The 25,630-nt window shown below is 64.5% G+C and carries 24 protein-coding genes and 1 tRNA gene; 17 read left to right on the top strand and 8 right to left on the bottom strand.

The annotated features are described in order from the left end of the window. Position 1: 1 nt before the first annotated feature. From VJ811_RS14730 to VJ811_RS14760, 7 genes are read left to right on the top strand one after another with little or no spacing between them, the layout of a single operon-like run. The gene (locus tag VJ811_RS14730; RefSeq protein WP_324073663.1) at positions 2 to 394 is read left to right on the top strand and encodes a PaaI family thioesterase; all 393 of its coding nucleotides are present in this window, start codon (positions 2 to 4) and stop codon (positions 392 to 394) included. Continuing rightward, positions 382 to 1,119, top strand: a complete 738-nt coding sequence (gene recO / locus VJ811_RS14735; RefSeq protein WP_324073665.1) for a DNA repair protein RecO — start codon at positions 382 to 384, stop codon at positions 1,117 to 1,119. The genes VJ811_RS14730 and recO overlap by 13 nt, the downstream gene beginning before the upstream one ends. Before the next feature lie 48 nt (positions 1,120 to 1,167). Next, on the top strand, positions 1,168 to 2,214 hold the full coding sequence (leuB, locus tag VJ811_RS14740; RefSeq protein WP_324073667.1) for a 3-isopropylmalate dehydrogenase: 1,047 nt from the start codon (positions 1,168 to 1,170) through the stop codon (positions 2,212 to 2,214). A gap of 5 nt (positions 2,215 to 2,219) precedes the next feature. Beyond that, the gene (locus tag VJ811_RS14745) at positions 2,220 to 3,428 is read left to right on the top strand and encodes a trans-sulfuration enzyme family protein (RefSeq protein WP_324073669.1); all 1,209 of its coding nucleotides are present in this window, start codon (positions 2,220 to 2,222) and stop codon (positions 3,426 to 3,428) included. 23 nt (positions 3,429 to 3,451) lie between these two features. Further along, positions 3,452 to 3,853, top strand: a complete 402-nt coding sequence (gene apaG / locus VJ811_RS14750; RefSeq protein ID WP_081940577.1) for a Co2+/Mg2+ efflux protein ApaG — start codon at positions 3,452 to 3,454, stop codon at positions 3,851 to 3,853. Next, positions 3,850 to 4,644 (top strand): LysR family transcriptional regulator, encoded by a 795-nt coding sequence (locus VJ811_RS14755; RefSeq protein ID WP_324073671.1) that lies wholly within the window; start codon positions 3,850 to 3,852, stop codon positions 4,642 to 4,644. Before apaG ends, VJ811_RS14755 begins: the two co-directional genes overlap by 4 nt. 56 nt (positions 4,645 to 4,700) lie before the next feature. After that, entirely contained in the window at positions 4,701 to 5,177 is a 477-nt protein-coding gene (locus tag VJ811_RS14760; RefSeq protein ID WP_324073673.1) for a YkgB family protein, read from the top strand. Between the two features lie 6 nt (positions 5,178 to 5,183). Here the strand turns inward: VJ811_RS14760 and VJ811_RS14765 are convergent, their stop codons facing one another. Together VJ811_RS14765 and parE are read right to left on the bottom strand one after the other, a co-directional pair. After that, entirely contained in the window at positions 5,184 to 6,500 is a 1,317-nt protein-coding gene (locus tag VJ811_RS14765) for a serine hydrolase (RefSeq protein WP_324073675.1), read from the bottom strand. A 10-nt stretch (positions 6,501 to 6,510) separates the two neighbouring features. Further along, on the bottom strand, positions 6,511 to 8,490 hold the full coding sequence (gene parE / locus VJ811_RS14770; protein ID WP_324073677.1) for a DNA topoisomerase IV subunit B: 1,980 nt from the start codon (positions 8,488 to 8,490) through the stop codon (positions 6,511 to 6,513). A 171-nt stretch (positions 8,491 to 8,661) separates the two neighbouring features. Between parE and VJ811_RS14775 the strand changes: the two genes are divergently transcribed. Next, on the top strand, positions 8,662 to 9,495 hold the full coding sequence (locus VJ811_RS14775) for an outer membrane protein (protein ID WP_324073679.1): 834 nt from the start codon (positions 8,662 to 8,664) through the stop codon (positions 9,493 to 9,495). 52 nt (positions 9,496 to 9,547) lie between these two features. Here VJ811_RS14775 and VJ811_RS14780 read toward each other — a convergent pair whose 3' ends face one another. Next, the gene (locus tag VJ811_RS14780) at positions 9,548 to 9,952 is read right to left on the bottom strand and encodes a PaaI family thioesterase (RefSeq protein WP_324073681.1); all 405 of its coding nucleotides are present in this window, start codon (positions 9,950 to 9,952) and stop codon (positions 9,548 to 9,550) included. Between the two features lie 10 nt (positions 9,953 to 9,962). Continuing rightward, positions 9,963 to 10,658, bottom strand: coding sequence for a GcrA family cell cycle regulator (locus VJ811_RS14785; RefSeq protein WP_324073682.1), 696 nt, complete (start codon positions 10,656 to 10,658; stop codon positions 9,963 to 9,965). A gap of 124 nt (positions 10,659 to 10,782) precedes the next feature. Between VJ811_RS14785 and VJ811_RS14790 the strand changes: the two genes are divergently transcribed. Further along, the gene (locus tag VJ811_RS14790) at positions 10,783 to 11,655 is read left to right on the top strand and encodes an ABC transporter permease (RefSeq protein ID WP_324073684.1); all 873 of its coding nucleotides are present in this window, start codon (positions 10,783 to 10,785) and stop codon (positions 11,653 to 11,655) included. Here the strand turns inward: VJ811_RS14790 and hspQ are convergent, their stop codons facing one another. Continuing rightward, positions 11,656 to 12,030, bottom strand: a complete 375-nt coding sequence (hspQ, locus tag VJ811_RS14795) for a heat shock protein HspQ (protein WP_324073686.1) — start codon at positions 12,028 to 12,030, stop codon at positions 11,656 to 11,658. 180 nt (positions 12,031 to 12,210) lie between these two features. Between hspQ and VJ811_RS14800 the strand changes: the two genes are divergently transcribed. Further along, positions 12,211 to 12,834: a Yip1 family protein gene (locus tag VJ811_RS14800; protein ID WP_324073688.1), complete on the top strand. Its 624-nt coding sequence runs from the start codon at positions 12,211 to 12,213 to the stop codon at positions 12,832 to 12,834. A gap of 65 nt (positions 12,835 to 12,899) precedes the next feature. On the opposite strand, the gene VJ811_RS14805 is transcribed toward VJ811_RS14800, so the two are convergent. Both VJ811_RS14805 and VJ811_RS14810 read right to left on the bottom strand, forming a co-directional pair. Beyond that, positions 12,900 to 12,989, bottom strand: a tRNA-Ser gene (locus tag VJ811_RS14805). Positions 12,990 to 13,080: 91 nt separating this feature from the next. Beyond that, positions 13,081 to 16,323 (bottom strand): amidohydrolase family protein, encoded by a 3,243-nt coding sequence (locus VJ811_RS14810; protein WP_324073690.1) that lies wholly within the window; start codon positions 16,321 to 16,323, stop codon positions 13,081 to 13,083. Positions 16,324 to 16,464: 141 nt separating this feature from the next. Between VJ811_RS14810 and VJ811_RS14815 the strand changes: the two genes are divergently transcribed. The 7 genes from VJ811_RS14815 (at position 16,465) to VJ811_RS14845 (ending at position 24,481) form a co-directional block, all read left to right on the top strand. Further along, positions 16,465 to 17,643: a CoA transferase gene (locus tag VJ811_RS14815; RefSeq protein WP_324073692.1), complete on the top strand. Its 1,179-nt coding sequence runs from the start codon at positions 16,465 to 16,467 to the stop codon at positions 17,641 to 17,643. A gap of 73 nt (positions 17,644 to 17,716) precedes the next feature. Then, a complete protein-coding gene (gene yghU, locus VJ811_RS14820) occupies positions 17,717 to 18,592 on the top strand; it encodes a glutathione-dependent disulfide-bond oxidoreductase (RefSeq protein WP_324073694.1) in 876 nt (291 codons plus the stop codon). Between the two features lie 170 nt (positions 18,593 to 18,762). Next, on the top strand, positions 18,763 to 19,206 hold the full coding sequence (locus tag VJ811_RS14825; RefSeq protein WP_324073697.1) for a TadE/TadG family type IV pilus assembly protein: 444 nt from the start codon (positions 18,763 to 18,765) through the stop codon (positions 19,204 to 19,206). A gap of 2 nt (positions 19,207 to 19,208) precedes the next feature. Next, on the top strand, positions 19,209 to 20,837 hold the full coding sequence (locus VJ811_RS14830) for a TadG family pilus assembly protein (RefSeq protein ID WP_324073698.1): 1,629 nt from the start codon (positions 19,209 to 19,211) through the stop codon (positions 20,835 to 20,837). Between the two features lie 97 nt (positions 20,838 to 20,934). Continuing rightward, positions 20,935 to 21,852, top strand: coding sequence for a PAS domain-containing protein (locus tag VJ811_RS14835; protein WP_324073701.1), 918 nt, complete (start codon positions 20,935 to 20,937; stop codon positions 21,850 to 21,852). Between the two features lie 171 nt (positions 21,853 to 22,023). Continuing rightward, positions 22,024 to 23,229 (top strand): acyl-CoA dehydrogenase family protein, encoded by a 1,206-nt coding sequence (locus VJ811_RS14840; protein WP_324073703.1) that lies wholly within the window; start codon positions 22,024 to 22,026, stop codon positions 23,227 to 23,229. A 112-nt stretch (positions 23,230 to 23,341) separates the two neighbouring features. Then, complete coding sequence (locus VJ811_RS14845) at positions 23,342 to 24,481, top strand: acyl-CoA dehydrogenase family protein (RefSeq protein ID WP_324073706.1); 1,140 nt, start codon at positions 23,342 to 23,344, stop codon at positions 24,479 to 24,481. 134 nt (positions 24,482 to 24,615) lie between these two features. On the opposite strand, the gene VJ811_RS14850 is transcribed toward VJ811_RS14845, so the two are convergent. Further along, the coding region (locus VJ811_RS14850; protein ID WP_324073708.1) for a TonB-dependent receptor domain-containing protein at positions 24,616 to 25,630 on the bottom strand (1,015 nt) is incomplete at its 5' end.

Here is a 25,630-nt window from a genome sequence, read left to right on the forward strand (position 1 = left end):
AATGGATTTTGCAGCAGCTATGCCGCTCGCGGGAACGCTGGGCGTCACGATTCACGAAGGCAGCAAGGAGCGCGTCGCGGGCAAGCTGCCCGTGCGCGCCGAAATCTGTACCGCGGGTGGGATCGTCCATGGCGGGGCGATCATGGCCTTTGCCGATTGCCTCGGCGCCGTGGGGGCATTCCTGACGCTGCCCGAGGGGGCGAACGGTACGACGACGATCGAGAGCAAGACCAACTTTCTGGGCGCGGGCCCGGTCGGATCAATGCTTGTTGGCGAGGCGACCCCCGTGAAGATCGGTAAGCGGGTGTCGGTGTGGCAGACGCGCATCCGCACCGAGGATGGCGCCGAGGTCGCGCTGGTGACGCAGACGCAGATGGTGCTTTGGCCAGCCTGACCGCCGATGCCATCGTCTGCGCGGTGCGCGCGCATGGCGAACATGGCGCGATTCTGCGCGCGCTGACCGAAGAGGCGGGTCTGGTCGCGGGCTATGTGCGCGGCGGCCGCTCGCGGCGACTGCGGCCGATCCTGATGCCCGGCAATCTCGTTGTGCTCGAGCTGCGCTCCCGGACCGAGGAACAGCTTGGCGGTGCGACCGTGGAGTTGCTGGAAAGCCGCGCGCCGCTGCTCGCCGAGCCACTGGCTGCTGCTGCTATTGATTGGCTGACAAGCCTCACCGCATCGACTCTACCCGAAAGCCAGCCTTATCCGGCGCTCTATTCAGCCCTGTCGGCCGTTCTGGATGCGATTGGGGTTGCCGCTTCGGCGCGGCAATGGGCCGCGGCGCTGACGCGTTACGAGTTGCTGTTGCTCGCCGAATTGGGTTTCGGCCTGAACCTTGAGGAATGCGTCGTAACCGGCTCGCCCGACGATCTCGCTTTCATAAGCCCCAAATCGGGCGGCGCGGTGAGCGCTGGTGCTGCGGCGGGTTATGAGGAACGGCTGTTTCGCCTGCCGCCGTTTCTGCGCGGACAAGATGCCGCTCCGCCGATGAGCGATGTCCTCGATGGCTTGATCATCACCGGCCATTTCCTCGACCGCGACATTCTCGACGGCCGCAACCGCGACTTGCTGACGTCAAGGGAAAGATTGATCTCCCGGCTGGGCAGGGCGGTTGCGTGACGCGCCGCCGCTGTCTAAGCGGCTGGCGAGACACGAAAGGGCGACACGTTGAAAATCCTCCTGCTGGCTGGCGATGGTATCGGTCCGGAAATCATGGTGGAGGCCGAGAAGGTCCTGACCGCGCTCGCATTGCCCGTGACGCTCGACCGCGCGCTCGTCGGCGGGGCGGCGTATGAAGCCACAGGCCACCCGCTGCCCCCCGAAACGCTGGCGAAGACGAAAGCCGCCGATGCTCTCCTCTTTGGCGCCGTTGGCGATCCGCGCTTCGACAATGTCGAGCGCCATTTGCGCCCCGAACAGGCGATCCTCGGCTTGCGTGCCGAACTCGGACTGTTCGCCAACCTGCGCCCGGCCAAACTGTTTGCCGGACTCGAAGACAGCTCGGCGCTCCGTCCCGAAGTCGCATCGGCGATCGACCTGTTGATCGTCCGCGAGCTCAACGGCGACGTCTATTTCGGCGAAAAGGGCACGCGCACGACGGCGAGCGGCGAGCGCGAAGGCTATGACGTCATGTCGTACAGCGAAAGCGAAGTGCGCCGGATCGCGCACGTCGCCTTCCGCGCCGCGCAGGGACGGGCGAAGCGGCTGTGCTCGGTCGACAAGGCGAATGTGCTCGAAACCTCGCAGCTGTGGCGCGACGTGGTGATCGAGGTCGCCGCCGACTATCCCGACGTAACGCTGACCCATATGTATGTCGACAACGCCGCGATGCAGCTCGTGCGCAATCCCGGCCAGTTCGACGTCGTCGTCACCGGCAACCTCTTTGGCGACATCCTGTCCGATCAGGCGTCGATGTGCGTCGGCTCGATCGGGCTGCTCGCCTCGGCATCGCTGAGCGAAGGCAAGCAGGGCTTGTACGAGCCGATCCACGGCAGCGCCCCCGACATCGCGGGCAGGGGCATCGCCAACCCGCTGGCGATGATCCTGTCGCTCGCGATGCTGCTACGCCATTCGGGCGGCGACGAGGCGAGCGCGGCGCGGATCGAGGCGGCGGTCGCAAAGGTGCTGGCGAACGGATGCCGCGGTGCCGATCTGGGGGGCAATATGGGAACGGCGGCATTGGGCGATGCGGTTGTTTCGGCTTTGAACGGATAGATGAGATGAAAAAAACGACGGGTTTCGATCGCAGCAAGACGAAGAGCTGGCATGCGGCGACGCAGGCGGTGCGCGGCGGGACGTGGCGCAGCGAGCATGGTGAGACGTCGGAAGCGCTCTTCCTGACCTCGGGCTACACCTATGACAGCGCCGAGGAAGTCGCGGCGCGTTTTGCCGGCGAAGAACAGGGCATGACCTATTCGCGCCTCCAGAACCCGACCGTCGCAATGCTTGAGGAACGCATCGCGCTGATGGAAGGCGCCGAAGCGTGCCGCACGCAGGCGACGGGAATGGCCGCGATGACGACCGCCTTGCTCTGCCAGCTGTCGGCGGGCGACCATATCGTCGCTGCACGGGCGGCCTTCGGGTCGTGCCGCTGGCTCGTCGACCATCTCTGCCCGCGTTTCGGCATCGAAACGACCGTCGTCGACGGCCGCGACAATGACGCATGGGAAAAGGCGATCCGGCCGAACACCAAGGTCTTCTTCTTCGAAACCCCCGCAAACCCGACGATGGACATCGTCGACATGAAGCATGTGTGCGGGCTGGCGAAAGCGCACGGCATCACAACCGTCGTCGACAATGCCTTCGCGACCGCCGTGCTCCAGCGCCCGATGGATTTCGGCGCCGACGTCGTCGCTTATTCGGCGACGAAGTTGATGGACGGGCAGGGGCGCGTCCTCGCGGGCGCGGTGTGCGGGACCGAGAAATTCATCAACGACGTGCTGCTGCCGTTCCAGCGCAACACCGGGCCGAACCTGTCGCCGTTCAACGCATGGGTGGTGCTGAAGGGGCTCGAGACGCTCGACCTGCGCGCGCGGCGCCAGTCGGAAAATGCGCTTAGCGTCGGCAAGGCGATCGAGGGCCGCGTGGCGCGGATGCTCCATCCGGGGCTGGCGAGCCATCCGCAACATAATCTGGCGATGAGCCAATCGAGCGCGTGCGGCCCGATCTTTTCCTTCGTGCTCCAAGGCGGCCGCGAGCAGGCGATGGCATTCCTGAACGCGCTCGAACTCGTCGACATCAGCAACAATATCGGCGATTCGCGCAGCCTCTGCTGCCATCCCTGGACGACGACGCATTATGGCGTGAGCGAAGAAGCGCGTATCGACATGGGCGTCGTCGAGGGTATGCTGCGCATCAATATCGGCCTCGAAGATCCGCGCGATGTCATCGCCGACCTGGACCAGGCATTGACCAAGGTGGGGCTTTGAGCGACGCTGATGCCATGAACACGATGATCGACTCCTTCTTCCCCTTTGCGGCGACCACCGGGTCGATCACCGTGCGCGTGGCGGTCAGCTATCTGCCCGAACAATCGCACCCGGCGCTTGGCCGCTGGTTCTGGGCCTATCATGTTCGCGTCGAGAATCATGGCGAGGGCGCGGTGCAGTTGATTAGCCGTCACTGGCGGATCGCCGACGGGCGCGGGCAGATCAGCGAAGTCGAGGGCGAAGGCGTCGTCGGTGAACAGCCGTTGATCGTGCCCGGCGGCGCGTACGACTATGTCTCGGGCTGCCCGCTGCCGACCCCCGAAGGGTCGATGGTGGGGAGCTATGCGATGGAGCTGGGCGACGGATCGCAATTGCTCGTCGCGATCCCGCATTTCCCGCTCGTGGCGCCTGCGACGGCGTCATGAAGCGCACGCACCTGCCCCTGAACGCCCTGCGCGTCTTCGACGCCGCTGCGCGGCACCTGAGCTTCACCCGTGCCGCGGACGAACTGGCGGTGACACCCGCCGCGGTCGGCCAGCAGATTCGCGCGCTCGAGGATATGCTCGGCGTCGTGCTGTTCCGGCGCACGCCCAAGGGGCTTGAGCTCACGGGCGAGGCCGATGCCGGGCTCGACGCGCTGCGGCAGGGCTTCCTGCAATTCGAAGAGTCGGTGCGCGCGATGCAGGCGGGACAATCGTCGCAGTCGCTCACGATCGCCGCGCCGCGCGACCTGACGGCCAAATGGCTTGCGCCGCGGCTCGCGCGCTATAGCCAGCAGGCGCCCGACGTGCGCTTCACGCTGGTGTCGGCCGACAGCGGTATCGATTTCACCGAGGCGAACCTCGATCTTGCAATCTTCTGGACCGATGGCGCGGGCGAACATGAAGGCGTAGCGCTCGCCGACGCGTTGATGGTCACCGTTTCGGGGCCGGGAAGCAACAGCGACACGCGCATCGCGTGGCCGGGCTGTCCCGTGGCCGACGGCGAACCCGCGCTGCGCCTCGGCGATGCCGGGCTCGCGATCGACGCCGCGGCCAACGGGCTCGGACAGGCGAATGTTCCCGCAATGCTCGCCGAGGCCGATATCGCCGCGGGACGTGTCCGGCAGGTGGGCGAAACGATCGCGGTGAAACGCGGCTATTGGCTCGTTGCCCCAACTCCGCAATGGCGACAGGCCAAGGTCAAGGCGCTGGTAGCGGCTTTGACTGCCGCCTGATGTAACCAGGCCACGATAATGCGCGAATAATCCCGAAACGATCATTCGGGGTATTCATGCTCAAAGTTCTGGACAAACTGCCGCCTCAAACATTCGCGATCGGGACGATCCGCTGGTCGATGCTTTTCATCTTCGCGTTTTTCGGCGTGGCGAAGTTCGCTGCCTATGAGGCCGAAGGGGTCGCGGGCATCGCCATGCATTATCCGCTGTTTTCCTGGATGTATCCGCTGATCGGCGTTCGGGGGACAAGCAATGTCATCGGGACGATAGAGTTGACGACCGGTGTGCTGATCGCGCTTGGCGCATGGTCGCATCGTGCCGGGCTGCTCGGCGGTCTGATGGGCATGGTTACCTTCCTTGTCACGCTCAGCTTCAGCTTCGGCGTACCGTTGTGGGAGGAGGGCTATGGTTTCCCTTTCATGGGATCGACCGCGCAATTTCTGTTCAAGGACGCCGTGCTGTTTGCCGGCTGTTTGGCCTTGACGCTCCACGCGGGCAACGGATTGCGTAACCGCGCCGGCTTCATGGCCTGATCGAGCTCATTTTTCTGCGACGGCGAGCAGGCGTGTTACCAATCCGATAAATTGCTCGGTCGCAACATTGGCGTCGGGATTGTTCCAGCTCGCGGTGACGACAAACCATTTTTCGTCCGATTTACGCTGACCGAGCAGGCTCATCGACAAAACGCCATTCTCCGACCCGCCTTTATAGCCGAGATATTTCCAATCGGCCGCCGCAACCGGACCGACCCCATTGTTGATCGCCATCGCGGCGAGCAGGGTTTTCGACTGACGTGCGCGCAGGTCAACCATCAGCCGTGCGATATCGTTCGGACTGGCGAACCATTCGAGACTGTCGATGAAACGCGGGCCGTCGGTAAAGCTGATCCCGTCGACATTGGCGAGTGTCAGGCGATTCTGGTTGCTCTCGATCAGCTTGCGCTGCGCGGCATCGTCGCCCTTGATAAAGACGGGCCGCAAATCATTGAAATTATTTCCCTTAAGAGCAAAGGCTTCGACCGTCGTTAGCAGCGGAACGTTGCGCGACGGATCGCTATGCCCCGCGGTGCGCATCCGCGCCTCGATGGGGCCGCGGCCGATCAGGTGGATCAGCGTGTCGGTTGCGCCATTGTCGCTGACCGAGATCATCCAGTTGGCGAGCGTCTGTAGCGTCACCGGCGTGTCGGCGGGCCAGTTTGCGGCCCCCGCCGAGGAAAAGCTGAAATGCGACAACGGGACGACGTCGGACCATTTGCGCTGGCCCGCACTGACCTGCGCCGCGAGTTCGTCGAGGATATAGAGCTTGATCGTCGATCCGACCGCGAATTGCCGGTCGGGGCTGGCGGAGGCGAGGGGACGGATTCCGGCATCCTCCAGTTCGGCGACGAGAAAGCCCGTTTGCCCCGGCAGCGACGTGATTTCCGCCGCAACCTTGTCGAAGCTGTCGTTCGTCACCGCGACGCCAGTGACGCGCAATCCCGTCACACGCTCGTCAGCCGCTACGCCGACATCCAGCAAGACGGTTGCGACGCCTTTTTCGAAGCGTAGCAGGACGGTTCCCGAACGCCCGCCGGTCGGGGTGGCGTTGTCGATGGCAACCGGTCGACCATATTGCCTGATCAGGCCATCGGTGAAGGTTTTGAACTGCGCCTCCGGGATCGCATTCTGAAAGGACGGATCGAAATAGTCGGCGAAAGCGACCTTGCCGCCGAACAGGTCGACCAACTGGGCTGCGCGGCGATCAAAGGCGGTTTGCGCCACCGGCTCTGTGGTCGCCGCGGTCTGCGCGATAGCGATTGCCGGTGAGAGTGCTGCCAGCATCGCTGCGGCTATCGACCCTGACCGAAATTTCGCCATGAAAGCCTCCTCAGGCGTCGATGGCCGCCTCGTCGAGCGTCGCGGCATTGGCCTGGATGAACTGGAAGCGGTGCTCGGGATGCTTGCCCATCAACCGGTCGACCAGATCCTTGACAAGGTGCCGCTCCTCATATTCCTGCGGCAGCGTCACGCGCAGCATCGAGCGCGTCGCCGGGTCCATTGTCGTTTCTTTCAATTGGTTAGGGTTCATTTCTCCCAACCCCTTGAAGCGGCCGACGTCGACCTTCTTGCCCTTGAACTGCGTCGCTTCGAGTTCGGCGCGGTGCGCGTCGTCGCGGGCATAGGCGGAGGTATTGCCCGAGGTGATGCGATAGAGCGGCGGCTGCGCCAGATAGACGTGGCCGCGGCGCACGATGTCGGGCATTTCCTGGAAAAAGAAGGTCATGAGCAGCGTCGCGATATGCGCGCCATCGACATCGGCGTCGGTCATGATGACGATTTTCTCGTAGCGCAGCCGGTCGGCGTCGCAATCCTTGCGCATCCCGCATCCGAGCGCGAGGGCGAGGTCGGCGATTTCCTGGTTCGCGCGGATCTTGTCGTTGCTGGCGCTCGCGACGTTCAAGATTTTGCCGCGGATCGGCAGGATCGCCTGCGTCTTGCGGTCGCGCGCCTGCTTGGCGCTGCCGCCGGCGCTGTCGCCTTCGACGATAAACAATTCCGTGCCTTCGGGACCGTCGTTCGCACAGTCTGTGAGCTTTCCCGGTAAGCGTAGCTTGCGTCCGCTGGTCGCGGTCTTGCGCTTGACCTCACGTTCGGCCTTGCGTTTCAGTCGCTCGTCCATCCGGTCAAGGACGAGGCCGAGCAAAGCGCGGCCGCGGTCCATATTGTCCGACAGGAAATGATCGAAATGATCGCGCACGGCATTTTCGGTGAAGCGCGCCGCCTCGGGGCTCGAGAGACGGTCCTTGGTCTGGCTCTGGAACTGCGGGTCGCGGATGAAGACCGAGAGCATCATCTCGCCGCCGTTGAACAAATCCTCGGCGGTGATCTGCGCGGCCTTTTTCTGCCCGATCAACTCGCCGAACGCGCGCAAACCCTTGGTCAGCGCCGAGCGCAGGCCCGCTTCATGCGTCCCGCCAGCAGGGGTAGGGATGGTGTTGCAATACCAGCTATACGATCCGTCCGACCAGAGCGGCCAGGCGATCGCCCATTCGGCGCGGCCCTGGTCGCCCGGGAAATCCTGCCGCCCGACGAACGGCTCGGCGGTCGCGCATTCGCGGGTGCCGATTTGTTCCTTGAGGTGGTCGGCGAGCCCGCCGGGGAACTGGAAGGTCGCTTCGGCTGGCGTGTCGTCGCCGATCAGTTCGGGCGCGCATTTCCAGCGGATTTCGACGCCGGCGAACAGGTAGGCCTTCGAGCGCGCCATGCGGTAAAGGCGCTGCGGCTTGAACCGTCCGTGATCGCCGAAAATCTCGGGATCGGGGACGAAACTGACACTTGTCCCGCGGCGGTTCGGCGTCGGGCCGAGCTCCTCCAGCCCGCCGAGTGGGGTGCCGCGCGAGAAACGCTGGCGATAAAGTTGCTTGCTTCGCGCCACTTCGATTTCAGTTTCGATCGACAGCGCGTTTACGACGCTGACCCCGACGCCGTGCAGGCCGCCCGAAGTCGCATAAGCCTTGCCCTCGAACTTGCCGCCCGAGTGGAGCATGGTCATGATGACCTCGAGCGCCGATTTCCCCGGGAATTTCGGATGCGGATCGACCGGCATGCCGCGGCCATTGTCCACGACGGTCAGCCGGTTGCCGACGTCGAGCTCGATCTCGATCCGCGTCGCGTGGCCCGCAACCGCTTCGTCCATGCTGTTGTCGATCACCTCGGCGGCGAGGTGATGCAGCGCGCGCTCGTCGGTGCCGCCGATATACATGCCGGGACGCCGGCGGACGGGTTCGAGCCCTTCCAGCACCTCGATCTGCGAGGCGTTGTAGCTGTCGGTCGCGGGCTGGTTGCTGTCGAACAAATCGTGACTCATGTACCGGCTATAAGGGCGCGGGAAGGGCGCTGGCAAGCGGGGTTTTCGGCGCAAGCCATGCGCCCCGGCGCCGGCTCGGCTCATCGCATTTCGGCCGCCCGACGGAACTTTGGCGGACGCCCCCGGGTTGGGGCAGGGACCGCAAGGTCACCAAAAAGTGGAGTAATAACAATGAAACTCGCAGCTCTCCTCGCCGTTTCGACGGCATCCTTGCTCGCCGTTCCGGCCGTCGCACAGGACCGCGATCCGTCGCAGGATTTCAACGGTCCCTATGTCTCGATCGGCGGCGGCGCCTCGCTTCAGGGAAGCGATCGCGGCGAGACCCTGACCTTCGACACCGATCGCGACGGCACCTATGGCGACCCCGTCAACACCGCCGGTGGCACCGACGCCTTTGCGCCCGGCTTCTGCAACGGCGCGGCGACCGGAACCGCCAATAGCGGCTGCCGTAACGACAAGGACGGCGCCGAATTCTTCGGTCGCCTCGGCTATGATCGCCGCATGGGCAATTTCGTGCTCGGTGCGGTCGTCGAGGGCGGTCACAGCGTCGCGCGCGACAGCGTCAGCGGCTTTTCGACCACCCCCGCGAGCTACACAATGAGCCGTGAGGCCGACTATCAGGCGAACGCCCGGCTTCGCGCGGGTTATACGCCCGGTGGCGGCGCACTCTTCTATGTGACGGGCGGCGGCGCCTATGCGCGGCTCGACAACAAGTTCGCGACCTCGAATACCGCGAACAGCTTTGCCGACAATGGCAAGACCAACGCCTGGGGCTATGCCGTCGGCGGCGGTGCCGAAGTGATGGTCACCAACAATATCGGGCTCGGGCTCGAATATCTGTACACCGACGTCAAGGACAAGGATTATGTCGTGAACGTCGGCCCGGGAACGGCCGACCCGGCGACCAATCCGTTCCTGCTGAACGGCGGCGGGACCGATATTCGCCGCAGCGATCCGAATTTCCAGACGCACAGCGTGCGCGGGACGTTGAGTTACCGCTTCTGACCTCTTGGGAGCGGAAAGGGAGGCGCCGGGTCCAAGTGATCCGGCGCCTTACCTATGCCTGATGCGCCTGCGGCGCGGGAAAAATCGCGAAATTGCCGTTGGCGCTCGCGACGAGCCGGTCATCCTGGAACAGCCGCGCGTCGATATTGGCGACGCGCTTGCCCTGATGGAGGACGGTCGCATCGCAGATCAGCCGGCCTTCGCGCACGCCGACATGATAGTTGAACTTGATCTCCAGAGTCGCGCACCAGAGGTCGTCGGCAAGCAGGCTGGTGATCGCGCCGCCCATCGCCGTGTCGGCCAGCGAATAGGCGACCCCGCCGTGCGCAACGCCTTGCGGGTTGAAATGCCGTTCGCGCTCGATGTCGATCGCCATCCGGCAACGTCCGTCGCCGCGCTCGACCATTTGCAACCCGAGCGTGCGCGCGAAATGAAAATCCTGTCCGAACGGCCTCACCGGACGCGTCTTAACGAACTCGGGGACCACCGAAGGGCGGGGGCGGGGGCGGACGGCGCGTGCCGCGCGGCAGCTGCGCCTGATAGGCGCGGCCGCAATGCTCGACGCAATAGGGGAAGCCGGGGTTCACGGCTTCACCGCAGAAATGGAAATCGGGCTCGCCGGGATGCCCCATCGGCCAGCGGCAGATGCGGTCGTTGAGGTCGAGCAAGGTCGTCTTGTCGGCGATCTCGGGGCTCGGCTTGGCGGGCACCAGCCGGCGCGGGGGTGCCGGCGGGATCGGCGCCTGCTGGTCGCCGGGTCCCTGGCGGATGAAGCCGCCGGGGCCGATCGAAACGATGCGCGGCTGGTCGGCTTTCGGCGTCGGATCACCCAATCCGCCGTCGGCGTTCGGCGTGTCGACGACCGGCTTGGCATCGAGTTTCGGGGCAGGGGCGGCCGGGCGCGGCGCCACCGGTGCGGCCGCACGCGGCGCGGAAACGGGGGCTGCAGGTTTCGGCGCTACGGGCACCGCGGCCTTGGCGGGCTTGGCGACTTTCTCGGTCGCCTTCACGGGCGACGGGCGCGATTTCAGGCCGAGGCGATGCGCCTTGCCGATCACCGCATTGCGGCTCACACCGCCGAGTTCGTCGGCGATCTGGCTGGCGGTCAGCCCTTTTTCCCACATGGTGCGCAGGCTTTCGATGCGCTCGTCGGTCCATGACATAATCTATTCCTCATCAATCACGCTGCGGGCGGTCAGGCGATCCGCATTGTCGATCCTTTCGGGACCGGCATTCAGTCGTTGCCCAGCTTGCGGTAAGATCGGGGAGGCGATAGGCGAGAACGCCATGAACGACCAGCCCCAAATTTCGCGCCCCGACTCGACAAATTCCGCCGCGACTCCAACTTTTGCCGAACCCGGCGTTCCTCATATCCGAACGCTGAACGTGCCCGGCATGCGCGCGCTATATGTCAAGGAGGTGCGGCGGTTTTTCAAGGTCCAGCTGCAAACAATCTGGGCTCCTGCGATTACCACCCTCCTGTTCCTCGTCATTTTTACCGTCGCGCTGGGCGGTGCGGGGCGGACGGTCATCGGCGTTCCCTTCGCCGATTTCATTGCGCCGGGTCTGATCATGATGGCGATGCTGCAAAACAGCTTCGCCAATTCGAGCTTTTCGCTGCTCGTCGGCAAGATCCAGGGAACGATCGTCGATTATCTGATGCCGCCGCTCGCGGTCGGCGAATTGATCATCGCGCTGGTTGGCGCTGCGATCACGCGCTCGATCCTCGTCGGCCTGGCGCTGTGGCTCGCGATGCTGCTCTGGCCCGGCGTGCATGTCATGCCCGACCATCTGTGGGCGGTCGCGGTTTTTGGCGTGCTCGGCGCGTCGATGCTCGGCTTCCTCGGCCTCATCACCTCGGTCTGGGCCGAGAAGTTCGATCATGCCGCCGCGGTGACCAATTTCGTTGTTACGCCGCTCGCGCTGTTGTCGGGAACCTTCTATTCGGTCGACAAGCTGGCGCCGTGGTTCCAGACGATCGCGCACGGCAACCCCGTCTATTATGCGATCATGGGCTTTCGCTACGGCTTCATCGGAACGGTCGATTCGACGATTGCGAACCCGGTGCTGACCGCGGCGCTCGTGCTGGTCGGCGTGAATATCGGACTAGGCTTGCTGACTTATCGCCTGCTCGCCTCGGGATGGAAGCTCAAAGCCTGATTAATGACGGTGGATGGCGCGGACGCGGTAGCGGCCGCGATCCAGCCCCTCGAACATCGCGTCGATCTGTGGATGGTCGATCGGCCCGCCGTCGCCGTCGGCCACCAGATTCTGCTGGCTGACATAGGCGATGTACGATGAATCGCCGTTTTCGGCGAGCAGGTGGTAGTAAGGCTGCTCTTTCGCCGGGCGGATATCCTCGGGGATAGCCTCATACCATTCGTCGCTGTTCGCAAAGACCGGGTCGATGTCGAACACCACCCCGCGAAAGTCGAACATCCGGTGGCGCACGATGTCGCCCGGCGCGAAACGCGCGCGACCGATCAGCGGTGCAGTAACGGTGGCGGGAAGTTCGGAAGTGGAGTCTGGCGTCATAGGATCAATCTATGGCGGTTTACGAACGTTTCAAGTCCGTTACATTCCAATTCGGCTGTGGTTTGCCGAATCGGGCTGTGATCAGCGTTACAGATGCAATGGCGATGCGGGCTAAAGTGCTCTTCTGGCTTTTGCATATCCCATTCGGGTTGTGAGCCGCACGATCAGGGGAGACGCATTATGACGGACTTACCACCCAATATCTCCGGCCCGGCTTCGGGCATCATCCAGCGCGCGAAGGACATTCTTCTCAAGCCCAAAGAGACATGGCCGGTCATCGCCGCCGAGCCGGCGACGGTGCAATCAATCTATGTGCCCTATGTGCTTGTACTGGCCGCGATCGGCCCGCTCGCCGGGTTTATCGGCGGGCAGCTGTTCGGGTTCACCATGCTCGGCGTAACCTATCACCCGCCGCTCGCCGGCGCGCTCGTGTCGGCGGTCGTCTCTTATGGCTTGTCGCTCGCGACGATCTTCATCCTCGCGCTGGTCATCGATGGCCTCGCACCGAACTTCGGCGGCCAAAAAGATCAGGTTCAGGCGCTGAAGGTCGCGGCCTATTCGGCGACCGCCGGCTGGGTCGGCGGTATTTTCGGGATTCTGCCCGCACTCGCCCTCATCGGCCTCTTGTTCGCCCTCTACGGGCTTTATCTGCTGTATCTCGGCCTGCCGGTGCTGATGAAGGCGCCAGAGGATAAAGCGCTCGGCTACACGGTGGTCGTGGTCATCGTTTATATCGTGTTGTTCCTGATCGTCGGCGCCGTCGTCGCGGCGCTCGCCGCACCGTCGCTCGTTACCATCAGGTAACGGCCCCCGCGAGTTGCCCCGGTCGTGCGCCGGGGCCGCTTGCTGTGGTCAAAAATGTAGAAAAATGGAGGAGAGTGAGGGATTCGAACCCTCGGTACCGTTGCCGGCACTTCGCATTTCGAGTGCGACGCTTTCGACCACTCAGCCAACTCTCCTCGCTGAGAGGAGACGCCCCTAGCGGCGGGCCGAACGTCTTGCAACCCTCTCGTCACAAAATTACGGCCCGCCGCCCGCTATCGTCCCCGATCAGGGCTTGTCGGCCTCCCACCAATAGGGCTGGCGCTTGTGCGTTCCCGTCTCGGCCTCGTTCATCGTCAGTGGATCGTAGAGGCGTCCGCCGAGCATCACGCGGTGGATTTGCTCCGTATTGCGGATATTCTCGGTCGGATCGGCATCGAGAATCAGGAGGTCGGCGAGCTTGCCGGCCTCGAGCGATCCCACATCCTTCGCATAACCGAGCGAGGTCGCGGGCATGATCGTCGCGGCGCGGAGGGCATCGATATTGCTCCACCCGCCGCGCACGAACGACCAGATTTCCCAATGCGCGCCGAGCCCCGATTGCTGGCCGTGCGCGCCGATCGACACCATGCGGCCCGCCGCCGCGATCTTACCCGCTTCGCGTGCCGAATCATCGTCGACATAGTCGCTTTCGGGCGCGATCACGCGGCGCTTGTTGTTCGCGGCGAGTTCGGTCGGCGGCGCGTGGCGCGAGAGAATCGGATGCTCCCACACATTGGTATGCGCGCGCCAATAGGGATCGCCCGCGGGTCCGCCATAGGTGACGACGAGCGTTGGGGTGTAATCGACCTGCGTCTGCCCCCACAGCTGCACCAGATCCTTGTAGAAGATGTGGAGCGGGATGTTGTGTTCGACGGTCGAATTGCCGTCCTGGATCAGCGTGACGTCCTGCGTAAACAGCGAGCCGCCCTCGGGCACGACGGTCATGCCTTCGACCTGCGCCGCCTTCACCACCATCTGCCGCTGGTCCCGGCGCGGCTGGTTGTAGTTTTTGACGCTATGCGCACCTTGCGCCTTCAGGCGGCGGACGTGCGCAAGCGCGTCGTCATAGCCATTGATTTCGGCATAAACGCCGGCCGCCTTGGCGCCATAGATGACCTCGCCGGTCGAGAAGATACGCGGCGCGAGGATCAGCCCGGCGCGCTGCATTTCGGACGAAACGAAGATTTCCGATGCGCGCGACGAGGGATTGTGGCTCGTCGTCGTGCCCATCGCGAGATTGACGATCTCCGACCAATTCTGTTGCGGCACCAGTTCGTCGTCGCCGTGCGAGCCGTGCGCGTGGGCGTCGACGAAGCCGGGGACGATTGTCTTGCCGGTCGCATCGACGGTGACCGCGCCCGCCGGGACCGTGATCGCACCCGCCGGACCGACCGCGGTGATGCGATCGCCGTCGATGACGATCGCGCCATTTTCGATCACGCCGCCGTCCTTGTCGGCCATCGTCACGATCTTGGCGCCGGTGATGACGACGACGCCCTTATGCTTCGACGCCGTCTGCGTCATCGATAGCGATACACCATCGGTCGGCGGGGTGAACTTGGGCGCTTTCTCGTCGGCCGGCGCGTTGGTGAAGAGGTTCGCGAGGTCGGCGCTGAACAGCGTCGCGCCGCGGCTCCAGTGGAGACGGCGGCCGCCGTCCGACCAGTGCATATATTCGGCGCCGCTGCCTGAAACGCGGGTCACGGGAAGCGCGCCGCTCTTGGTGCCGAGCGATACATCCTGTCCGCCGGGCATCAGCGGGGTGACATAGGCGTCGTAATTCTGTCGGAACGCCAGTGTGCGGCCGTCGGGTGAAATCTCGTAGTCGCTGACCAGTTCGCCATTGGCGTGGACGCGCTTGTTCTGGCCGCTCATGTCGGTGCTGACCAGCTGACTCTTGCCGTCGCTCGCGGTGACCATGAAGACGCGGTCGCTGGTCGAAGCGAACTGCGGCTTGGCGCCGTCGCTGCTGATCCGCTCGGCGCTGCCGCCGCTCGCCGCGATGCGATAGACGCCGGGGTCCTCGCTCCAGCGCGCCGAGGTGAGCCCGCCGCTGCCGCGCCGTTCGAACACGATCGTCTTGCCGTCGGGCGAGAAGCGTGGCTCGGCATAATGGCCGGGGGTGGTGGTCAGCTTGCGCGAGGCGCCGCCGCCCGCACCCACGATGTGGATTTCACCCATGCCGCCGTCGGTCCAGCGTATGAAGACGAGCGACTTGCCGTCGCGCGACCAGTTCGGCCAGAGCTCCATCGCGTCATCCTTCGCGCCCGTAAGCCGCCGTGCGCTGCCGCCGGTCGCCGGCTTGACCCACAGCTTGCCGAGCGTTTCGAAGACGACGCTGCGCCCGTCGGGCGACACCTCGGCCCAGCGCGGCATCCTGGTCGCAAAGCTGTCGGGCGCGACCTCGACCGCCGGGTGTGTCGCATCGACGATCGTGCGGTCGTCGCTGACGCTGAACGGGATGATGCGCGCCTCGCCGCCGGCCCCGCTCACGCGGCGCAGCTTGCCGCCGGCCCAGAAGACGATGTCGCCGCTGTCGGGGGTCCACGCCATGTTCGGATAGACGCCGGTGACCGCCCAGGTTTCCTGCACATCCTGGTCGAGCGCGTCATAGACCTTTTTCTCGGCGCCCGAGGCGAGGTCTTTCACATAGAGTTTCGACTGCGTCCCTTCGCGGCGGACAAAGGCAAGGCGCTTGCCGTCGGGCGAGGGCGTCGGGCGGACCGCGCCGCCGGGACCCGATGCCGCGGTGCTGGCCTCGCCATCCTCGAGGCTGTAGCGTTCGATGTGGAAGAGGTCGGTGTTGCTGTCCTGCGCATATTCGAAGATCGGACCCGGTGTGACGTTGCGCGTGTAGAAGACGCTCTTGCCGTCGGCGGCGAAGATCGGTTCTCCAAGTTCCTTCTGATGCTTCTCATTGGGTTTCTTGACGAGCGGCACGCCGGCGCCGCCCGAGACATGGTAGAGCCACACCTCGCCGGTGCCGAGCGAACGGCCCGTGGTGAAATGCTTCTTGGCGACGATGAACTGGCCGTCGGGGCTCCAGCTCGGCTGATTGAGCAGGCGGAAATCCTCTTTCGAGATCTGCTTCTTGTCGCTGCCATCACGGTTCATCAGCCAGATATTGTCGCCGCCCGCGCGATCGGAAACGAAGGCGATGCGCTTGCCATCGGGTGAGAAGCGCGGCTGATGTTCATAGGCGAGCCCTTCGGCGATCCGCGTCGGCGTGCCGCCCTCGATCGGCATCGTATAGATGTCGCCGAGCAGGTCGAACGCGATCGTCCGGCCGTCGGGCGCGACGTCGACGTTCATCCAGCTGCCCTCGTCGACCGCGAGTTGGACCTTGCGCGTCGCGAGGCCCGGCGGCGCGTTGACGTCCCACTTGTCGGGTTTCGCGTCGGCGGCGGGAGGAGAGGTGGGCGCGGTCTGCGCCCAGACCGAGGTTGAACAAGCCAAAGTCGCCGCAAGGGCGAAAGCGAAGCGCGCCATGAAATTATCCCCGTTTGAAATTATGTGCCGACCATATGGGTCGCCCGCGAACATGCAAGCGGCAGCTTTCGACGAAGGCGCTGGCAGGGTCGACAAGCGGCTGCTAGCCCGGTCGAAAGAACAAGGTCGGGAGAGCAGAGCGTGCCGCTCAAGGGAATCAAGATACTGGATTTCGGCCGCTATATCGCCGGCCCCTATTGCGCCGCGCTGCTCGCCGATTATGGCGCCGACGTTATCCGCATCGAGGCGCCGGGGGGCAATGACGATCGCTATACGGTGCCGGTCGCGGCGGATGGGTCGGGCGCGATGTTCATGCAGATGAACCGCGCCAAACGCTGCCTGACGCTGAAGCCCGGCAGCCCCGAGGGCCGCGAAATCGTCCGCCGGTTGGTCGAAACCGCCGATGTCGTGATCGCCAATCTGCCGCACGACGCGCTGGTCAAGCTGGGGCTCGATTATGACAGTCTTTCGGCGATCAACCCGCGCATCATTCTCGCGACCGCATCGGCATTCGGGAGCGAGGGACCGCTTGCGAGCCGCGTGGGCTTCGACGCGGTGGGGCAGGCGATGTCGGGGACGGTGCATCTGACGGGCACGCCGGATCAGCCCTACCGCGCGCAGGTCAATTATGTCGATTTCGGCACCGCGCTCCATTGTGCCTTTGGCGTCATGCTCGCGCTGCGGACACGCGAGGCGACGGGGAAGGGGCAATGCGTTTCGGGGTCGCTGCTCGGCACCGCGCTCGCGATGTCGAATGCGCTGACGATCGACCATGCACTGAACGGCATCGATCGCCAGCCGATCGGCAATCGCGCCTTCAGCTCGGGGCCGACCGATGTGTTCCGTACGCGCGACGGGTGGATACTCACCCAGATTGTCGGCGCGCCCATCTTCGCGCGCTGGTGCGAACTGGTCGGACGGCCCGAATTGGTGGACGATCCGCGGTATGCTAGTGACATTTTGCGCGGCGACAATGGCGAGGAGCTGAGCGCGATCATGCAGCGCTGGTGCATCGAACGGACGAGCGACGACGCGATCGCCGAGCTTGCGGCGGCGCGAGTTCCGGCGGCCCCGGTGCTGCGCGCGGGCGAAGCGCTCGGGCAACCGCAAGTCGCCGCGATGGGGTTCGTCGAGCCGGTGGGCTATCCGGGCGCGAACGGGCCCGTTCCCGTCATCCGCGCGCCGATCCGGCTCTCGGGCCATGACAAGGCTCCGCCGATCCGCGCGCCGCAGGTCGGCGAGCATAGCGTCGCGATCCTCGCCGAGCTCGGATATGGCCCCGAAGCGATCGCCGCTTTGCACGCAGCGAAGATAATTTGAGCGGGCAGGGTGGACAAACGGCAATCGCGGATTAAGTTACCGGTCAGTATAAAAATCAGCCCAGGAGCTTCCGATGACCGACAACAGCGAATATGTGCCGCCGAGAATATGGACGTGGGACAAGGAAAGCGGCGGGCGTTTCGCCAATATCAACCGTCCGGTCGCCGGCCCGACGCACGACAAGGAGCTGCCGATCGGCAAGCACCCGCTCCAGCTTTATTCGCTCGGCACGCCCAATGGGGTGAAGGTCACCGTGATGCTCGAGGAACTGCTCGCGGCGGGACATGGCGGGGCCGAATATGACGCGTGGCTGATCAATATCGGCGAAGGCGACCAGTTTTCGAGCGGCTATGTCGCGGCCAATCCGAACAGCAAGATCCCCGTGCTCGTCGACCGCAGCGGCGCCGAGCCGATCCGCGTTTTCGAATCGGGCGCGATCCTGATCCATCTTGCCGAGAAATTCGGCGAATTCCTGCCGACCGACACCGCGAAACGCGCCGAGGCGCTGTCCTGGCTGATGTGGCAGATGGGTAGCGCGCCGTTCCTCGGCGGCGGCTTTGGTCATTTCTATGCCTATGCGCCGACGAAGCAGGAATATCCGATCAATCGCTATGCGATGGAGGTGAAGCGCCAGATGGACGTGCTCGATCGCCGCCTCGCGGAAAGCGAATATATCGCCGGTGCCGATTACACGATCGCCGACATGGCGATCTGGCCTTGGTATGGCGCGCTGGCCAAGGGTCTGGTTTATGACGCCGGCGAATTCCTGCAGGTCGATGACTATAAGAATGTCCAGCGCTGGACCGACCAGATCGCGGCGCGCCCGGCGGTCAAGCGCGGGCGGATGGTCAACCGCGTGACGGGCGAGCCGGCGAGCCAGCTGCGCGAGCGGCACGACGCGTCGGACTTTGAATTGCGCACGCAGGACAAGTTGGAGGACGCGGAATAATACGCATTATTCGCTTGAAGGCGCCGCGCCGATATTAGCGGTTCGTCAACGATAGGCAGCGCGCCACCAAATCCACCCGGTTTCGGCGCGGAAAAATCCCGCAAAATATGCAAAAGCGGCGTCGGGCTCTCTCGACGCCGCTTTCATATGCGGGCGGCGATAGTGCCGGCATGACAGCTTCTATCCGCCTTTCGCGGCGCGTCCGCAAATTTGCCCTGACAGCTCTTACCCTGGCGCGCGGGAAGCGCGGCGCCGCCATCGTCGAAATGGCGCTGGTGCTGCCGCTACTCCTCGCGTTGCTGATGGGCATGCTGGTCTATGGCCAATATTTCATGCTCGCGCATAGCGTGCAGCAAGCGGCCAACGACGGCGCCCGCGCGTCGATCATCGGCCTCGACGCCGTGGACCGCAGCGCGGTCGCGTCGCGCGCGGTGGGCCGCAGCCTGCAGGCGGTGGACGGAACGCACAGCGTCGCCGTGTCTGAAACGAGCGAGGCGATCACCGTCGCGGTGACCTTCACCGCGCCCGAGGACAGTTTCCTGCGATCAAGCTTCGTTCCGTCACCGGGCAACGTCATCCGTGCCCGCGCGACGTTCGAATTGCCGGTGGATTGACCATGGCGATGCTGTCCTTCCTTCGCCGCCTCGTCCGCCATCGCAGTGCGAGCATCAGCATCACGACCGCGTTCGGCATGACGATGCTGATCGGGTCGGCGGCGTTCGCGGTCGATCTCGGCTCGCTCTATCTCGATCGCCGCAAATTGCAGGGTATCGCCGATGCCGCGGCGATGGCGGCTGCTGGGCAGCCCGGCGAGGAGTGGGCGGCGGCGCAGCGTATCATTGCGGCGAATTGCGATTGCGGCATCCGTATCGCCGTGCTCGACCCCGGCACCTACACCGCCGATCCGTCGATCCAGGCCGAGCAGCGCTTTGCGGGCGGCGGCGCGTCGCCGAACGCGGTGCGCATCACGCTGACGCGCGACCGCTCGCTGTTCTTCGGCAGTTTTCTGACGGGCCGGCAGGACAGCATCATTCGTGCGACCGCGACCGGCGCCCGACGCGGTTATGCGGCCTTTTCGCTCGGGTCGCGCGTCGCAGCGCTGAACGGTGGCCTTCCCAATGCGCTGCTGTCGAGCCTGACGGGCAGCGAGGTCAACCTGTCGGTGATGGACTATAATGCGCTCGCGAGCACCGATATCGATCTGCTCGCCTTCTCCGAAGCGCTACGGACCGAACTCGACGCCGATGTGCTGACCTTTGGCCAGACGCTCGACGCGCAGGCGACGGTGCCGCAGGTCGTGTCGGCGCTCGCCAGCGCGTCGGACGGGCAGGCGGCGAGCGCGCTCGGGCATATCGCCGACCGCGCGTTACCTCATACCCTGCTGCCGTCGCGCGCGATCGACCTGGGCCCGCGGTCGTCGAGCATCCGCGTCGATGCCGCCAATCCGGTCAAGGTCAATGCGCTCAGCCTGCTTCGCGCGATGTTGCTGCTCGGCAATGCGAACCGGCAGGTCGACCTGTCGCTGGCGAGCAACCTGCCCGGCGGATCGGGGGTGAATATCGCGCTGATGATTGGCGAGCCGCCGGTGGGCTCGCCGCTGATCGCGGTGACGGACACCAATGATGTCATTGTCCGCACCGCGCAGGTACGGCTGAAGATCGATACGCGCGTCGCGACGCCGCTCGCCAGCGTCCATATCCCCGTGCTCGCCGAACTGGGGTCGGCGACGGCGCGGATCACCGACATCGATTGCAGCGCGAACAGCACAGCCGCGGTGTCGCTCGGCGTCGTGACGTCGCCGGCGATGGTGGCGATCGGGACGGTTCCCGACAGCGATTTTCAGGACATGAAGCGCCCGCTCGATCCCCAGCCGGCGCGTGTCGTCAAATTGCCGCTCGTCAGCGTCGATGCGGAGGCCGAACTCCTATTGTCGGACCTCAATGAAAAGCCGGTCGCTTTTTCGCGCGCCGAAATCGACGAGGGCAAGGTGAAGACGGTGTCGAGCACCGGCCTCGTCGCGGGCGCCGCGAAATCGCTTTCGGACCGGATGGAACTCGAGGTCAACGTCCTCGGGCTCGGCCTGAACCTGAAGGCGCTGACGACGGTGGTCGGTGAGACGGTGGCGCTGGCTGCGCCCGTGCTCGACACCGTATTGTCGGACCTCACCGGCCTGCTCGGGGTGCATGTCGGGCAAGCCGATACACGGGTCAACGCGCTGCGCTGCGGGAAAGCGCGGCTGGTTTGATCGCTCGCGCAATGGCGCCGTTCCGGACACGATCGCCCGCCGATTGATCCCTTCCAGACCGAATGCAGGCCGATGCCGGGTTATAGGGAACAGGGGATTGACCGGCTTGCAGGGGGATATGGTGGCAACGGCACAGGAACCGCAGCGCGTCTCGGCGGCCGACTTCATCCGCGGCTTTGCCAATTGGCGATTGCAGTCGGCGCGCAAGCCCGTGGTCGTGACGCATCACGGCAAGGATGCGCATGTGCTGATTTCGCTCGACGATTACCGCCGCCTCGATGGCGATGTGGCGAGGGAGGTCGCGGCGGCGTCCGACATCTTGCAATCCTCGCTTGCCGGCCTTGTGGAATCGGTCCGCGACGGCGTGATCCTGATCGACCGGCAACGGCGTGTCGCCGCGCTCAACCCCGCAGCCTCGGATATGCTGGAGATCGCGGCCGCCGGTCTGATTGGGGAGGAACTGATGGTCGCGCTGCCGGGCCTGCGGGACAGTCTGATCTTTCATCACGTCAACCGGCTGCTCGACCATCGCGAGCGGTTTTCGGGCGATGTCCCCGGCATGCTCCGCCCGCGCCAATGGCTGCATGTCGACCTGGTTCCCTTGCCGATCGGCGGCGCGATCGTCCTGCGCGATGTCAGCGACGCGATCGAGGGTTTCGCCGCCGGGGATATGCGGCAGGCGATGCTCGATGCCGTCGAGATCGACGGCGGCATCGGCCACGCCCGCATCTCGGTGCGCGAAACGGTCGAGGCGGCGAATGCGATGCTGACCGACCTGCTCGGCGTCGATGCCGCCGCAATCCGGCGTGTCCGTTTTTCGGCGCTGCTCGCGGTCGGCCAGCGGTCGGCGTTCGTCGAGGCACTCGAATCGGTCTTTCGGTCGGGCGCTCCCGCACGCATCGCATCGCAGATGGTGACGCGCGACGGTTCGGTCATCGACGTTGCCCTGACAATAGCAGAGGTTCGCGGGCCTTATGCCAGCGACGGCGCGGTAGTGCTCGTCACGCGCCACTAAAACCAGCTTCCACGTTCGATGGCCGTGCTGCAGGAGGGCTGCTGCGCGTGCTGGACAAGCCGGGGTGTTAAGCGCAATCATTGGGGAAGGACGGTTGCAAGCGACAACTTTCCGTTTACGTAAAGGTGAGCGCTCAGTATAAGTGCGCCATTGCCCAATGGGAGATTCGTGATGGACATGGAATTCAGCCCCGAAGATCTCGCCTTCCAGCAGGAAGTGCGCGACTTCATCGCCGAAAATTACCCCGCCGACCTGCGCGACAAGCAGGATGAGGGCGAAGAGATGTCCAAGGAGGATTTCCTCGCCTGGCACAAGATCCTGTACAAAAAGGGCTGGATCGCGCCCACATGGCCGGTCGAATATGGCGGCACCGGCTGGACCCCGACGCAGCGCTTCATCTGGTCCGAAGAAACGGCGCGCGCCGACTGCATTCGCCTGATGCCCTTCGGGCTCGCGATGGTCGGCCCCGTCATCTACACCTTTGGCACCCCCGAGCAGAAAGCCCATTTCCTGCCGCGCATCCTGTCGGGCGAGGATTGGTGGTGTCAGGGCTATTCGGAACCCGGTTCGGGTTCGGACCTTGCCTCGCTCCGCACGACGGCCGTCGCCGATGGCGACGATTATATCGTCAACGGGCAAAAGACGTGGACGACGCTCGCGCAGCATGCCGACTGGGGCTTTTTCCTCGTCCGCACCGACAAGGAAGCCAAGCAGCAGGAGGGCATCAGCTTCCTGCTCATCGACATGAAGTCGCCCGGCGTCACCGTGCGGCCGATCATCACGCTCGGCGGTGAGCATGAAGTCAACGAAGTGTGGCTCGAGGATGTCCGCGTGCCGCAATCGCAGCGCGTTTACGAAGAGAATAAGGGCTGGACCTGCGCCAAATTCCTGCTCGCCCACGAACGCACCGGCATCGCCGGCGTCGCGGCGTCGAAGCGCGGGATCGAGAAGGTGAAGGCGATCGCCCGCACCGAACTCGACGGCGACAAGCCGCTGCTCGCCAACGCCTTTTTCAAGCGCAAGGTCGCCGAGCTGGAAGTCGACCTGGCGGCGCTGGAATTCACCGAGCTGCGCAGCCTTGCCGGCCCGAACGCAAATCGCGGTCCGGGGCCGGAATCGAGCCTGCTCAAGATCAAGGGGTCGGAGATCCAGCAGCGGCTGACCGAACTGACGCTGGAAGCCGTGGGCCATTATGGCGCGCCCTATTTTCGCGGCTTCGGCGCCAATGACCTTGGGGGCGACAACGAGCATCCGATCGGGCCCGATTATGCGCATCGCGCCGCGCCGACCTATTTCAACATGCGCAAGACGACGATCTATGGCGGGTCGAACGAGATTCAGCGCAACATCATCGCGAAGATGGTTTTGGGATTGTGACGCGCCGGCGCCCATAAATAGGGACAGTCCCTATTTATCCACGGGCGCCGGATCGATCGAGAAAATTGCATTCGATAAATAGGGACAGTCCCTATTTATGAGAGGACGAACGATGGATTTCACCTACACCGAAACGCAGGACATGATCCGCGACACGCTCGCCCGATTCCTCGGCGACACTTATGATTTCGAAACGCGTCAGAAGTTCATCAATAGCGACACGGGTCGCGATCCGGCGATCTGGACCGCGCTCGCGCAGGAGCTCGGGATGCTCGGCGCGCCTTTTGCCGAAGAGCATGGCGGCCTCGGCGGCGGCGCGCTCGAAAACGCGATCGTGATGGAGGAACTCGGCAAGGTCATCGGGATCGAGCCCTATCTTCCGACCGTCGTCATCGCGGGCGGGGCGCTCAAGGCCGTCGGCGGCGCGCAGGCCGATGCGATGATCCCGGAGATCATCGCGGGCAATGCGATCATCGCCTTTGCCTATGCCGAGCCGCAGGGGCGCTACGACCTCGCGAATCTGCGCACGACCGCGAAGAAGGATGGTGCGGGTTATGTGCTAAACGGGCACAAGGGCGTCGTTTATGCCGCGCCGTGGGCGACGCATCTGCTCGTCACCGCGCGCACCGGTGGGAATGTCCGCGACCGCGATGGCGTGTCGCTGTTCCTGATCGACGCCAATCTTCCCGGCATCGTCCGCCGCGACTATCCGACCGTCGACGGCAGCCGCGCATCGGAAATCTATTTCGAGAATGTCGCGATCCCGGGCGACGCGCTGCTCGGCGGCGAAGGCACCGGCCTGCCGCTGATCGGGCAGATTGTCGACGAAGCGACCGTTGCGGTCTGCGCCGAAGCGACCGGCGTGATGCAGAAGCTGCACGAGGGCACGCTGGAATATACCCAGCAACGCAAGCAGTTCGGCGTGCCGATCGCCAAATTCCAGGTGCTGCAGCACCGCATGGTCGACATGTTCATGGAGGTCGAACAGGCGCGCTCGATGACGATCATGGGGACGCTGAAGCTGGGCCTGCCCGCCAATGAGCGCATGGCGGCGGTTTCGGCCGCCAAGGCGAAGGTCGCGCGCGGCGCGAACTTCGTAGGGCAGAATGCGATCCAGACGCACGGCGGGATCGGCATCACGCAGGAACTGGCGATCGGCCATTATTTCAAGCGCGCGACGATGATCGAGGGTCAGTTCGGCAGTCATGATTATCATATGGATCGCTACGAGCGGATTACGCTGGCGGATTGATAGATCCTCCCTGCCGCGAAGTGGTGGGGAGGGGGACCGCTCGCGTAGCGAGTGGTGGAGGGGTTATGAGCCAACCCCTCCACCACTCGCTACGCGCTGCCACCTCCCCATGCCTGCGGCACGGGGAGGATTTTTCAATAAGCCACGTCCACCGCGATCCGGAGCGTGCGCGGGCGGAGCGGGGTCATGAAGCCCTCGTTGCCCTCGACGAAGGGTGTGCCGAGCGAAAAGCGGTTGCCGCGTGAATCGAACAGGTTCGTCAGCGTCAGCGAGAAGCCGCGGCGTGCGTTGCCGACGCGCATCGCGACCCCGGTGTCGACATAATCGCCCTGGCTTTCGCCGAGTACCGGCCCGATACCGAGCCGCGACGGGCCGATATAGCTGGCCCAGCCGTTCACGCGGAAATCCTCGTCGCCGATGACGGTGGCGTAATTGACCGATCCGCGCACCGCGTGGCTCGCGACATTGGGGATGCGTCCGAGGCGGCCTGGCGCGGCGTCGAACACCGGCAAAATCTGCGGCGCGAGATCGTCGACGCGGCTGTGGTTGTAAACCGCGCCGAGTTCGAAGGTCAGCGCGGCGGTCGGCCGCATGGCAACCGCGCCCGACAGGCTGGTGATCCGGCCGTCCCCGATATTGGCGGTCGTCGGAAAGCCCGTGCTATCGATGAAATCGGCCTGGATATTGCGCCAGCGGCTGTGCGAAATCGAAATACTGGCGTCGAGCAGGCTCTGCCCCTTGTCGCCGAAACGCATTCCCGCTTCCCATGTGCGGACCTGGTCGTTGAGGAAGCGCCGCACGAAATTGCCGTCGACCGCGAGGCCGCCGGGGCGAAAACCTTCCTGATAGCGAGCATAGAGGCGGACGTTATGGAGCGGCGTCGCGAGCAGCGAGAAGGACGGCAGCAGATCGGTTTCTTTGCGTGATGCGGTCGTCGCACGGTTCGCTTGCGCCAAGGCAAAGGACACCCCTTCGGCCGCGCCGCCCAGTTTTGCGTGCGACAGGCGAACGCCGCCCGATGCGATCAGGTTGGGCATCACTTCGACGGTCGCTTCGGCATAGCCGGTGAGTTCGGTGATCTTGTTGGTCACGCCGGGCAGGATCGCGCGAAGCGGCCCATAGCCATATTCGCGGTCCTGCCGCGCGCGA

This window comes from Sphingopyxis sp. (assembly GCF_035250425.1).
Classification (GTDB): Bacteria; Pseudomonadota; Alphaproteobacteria; order Sphingomonadales; family Sphingomonadaceae; genus Sphingopyxis.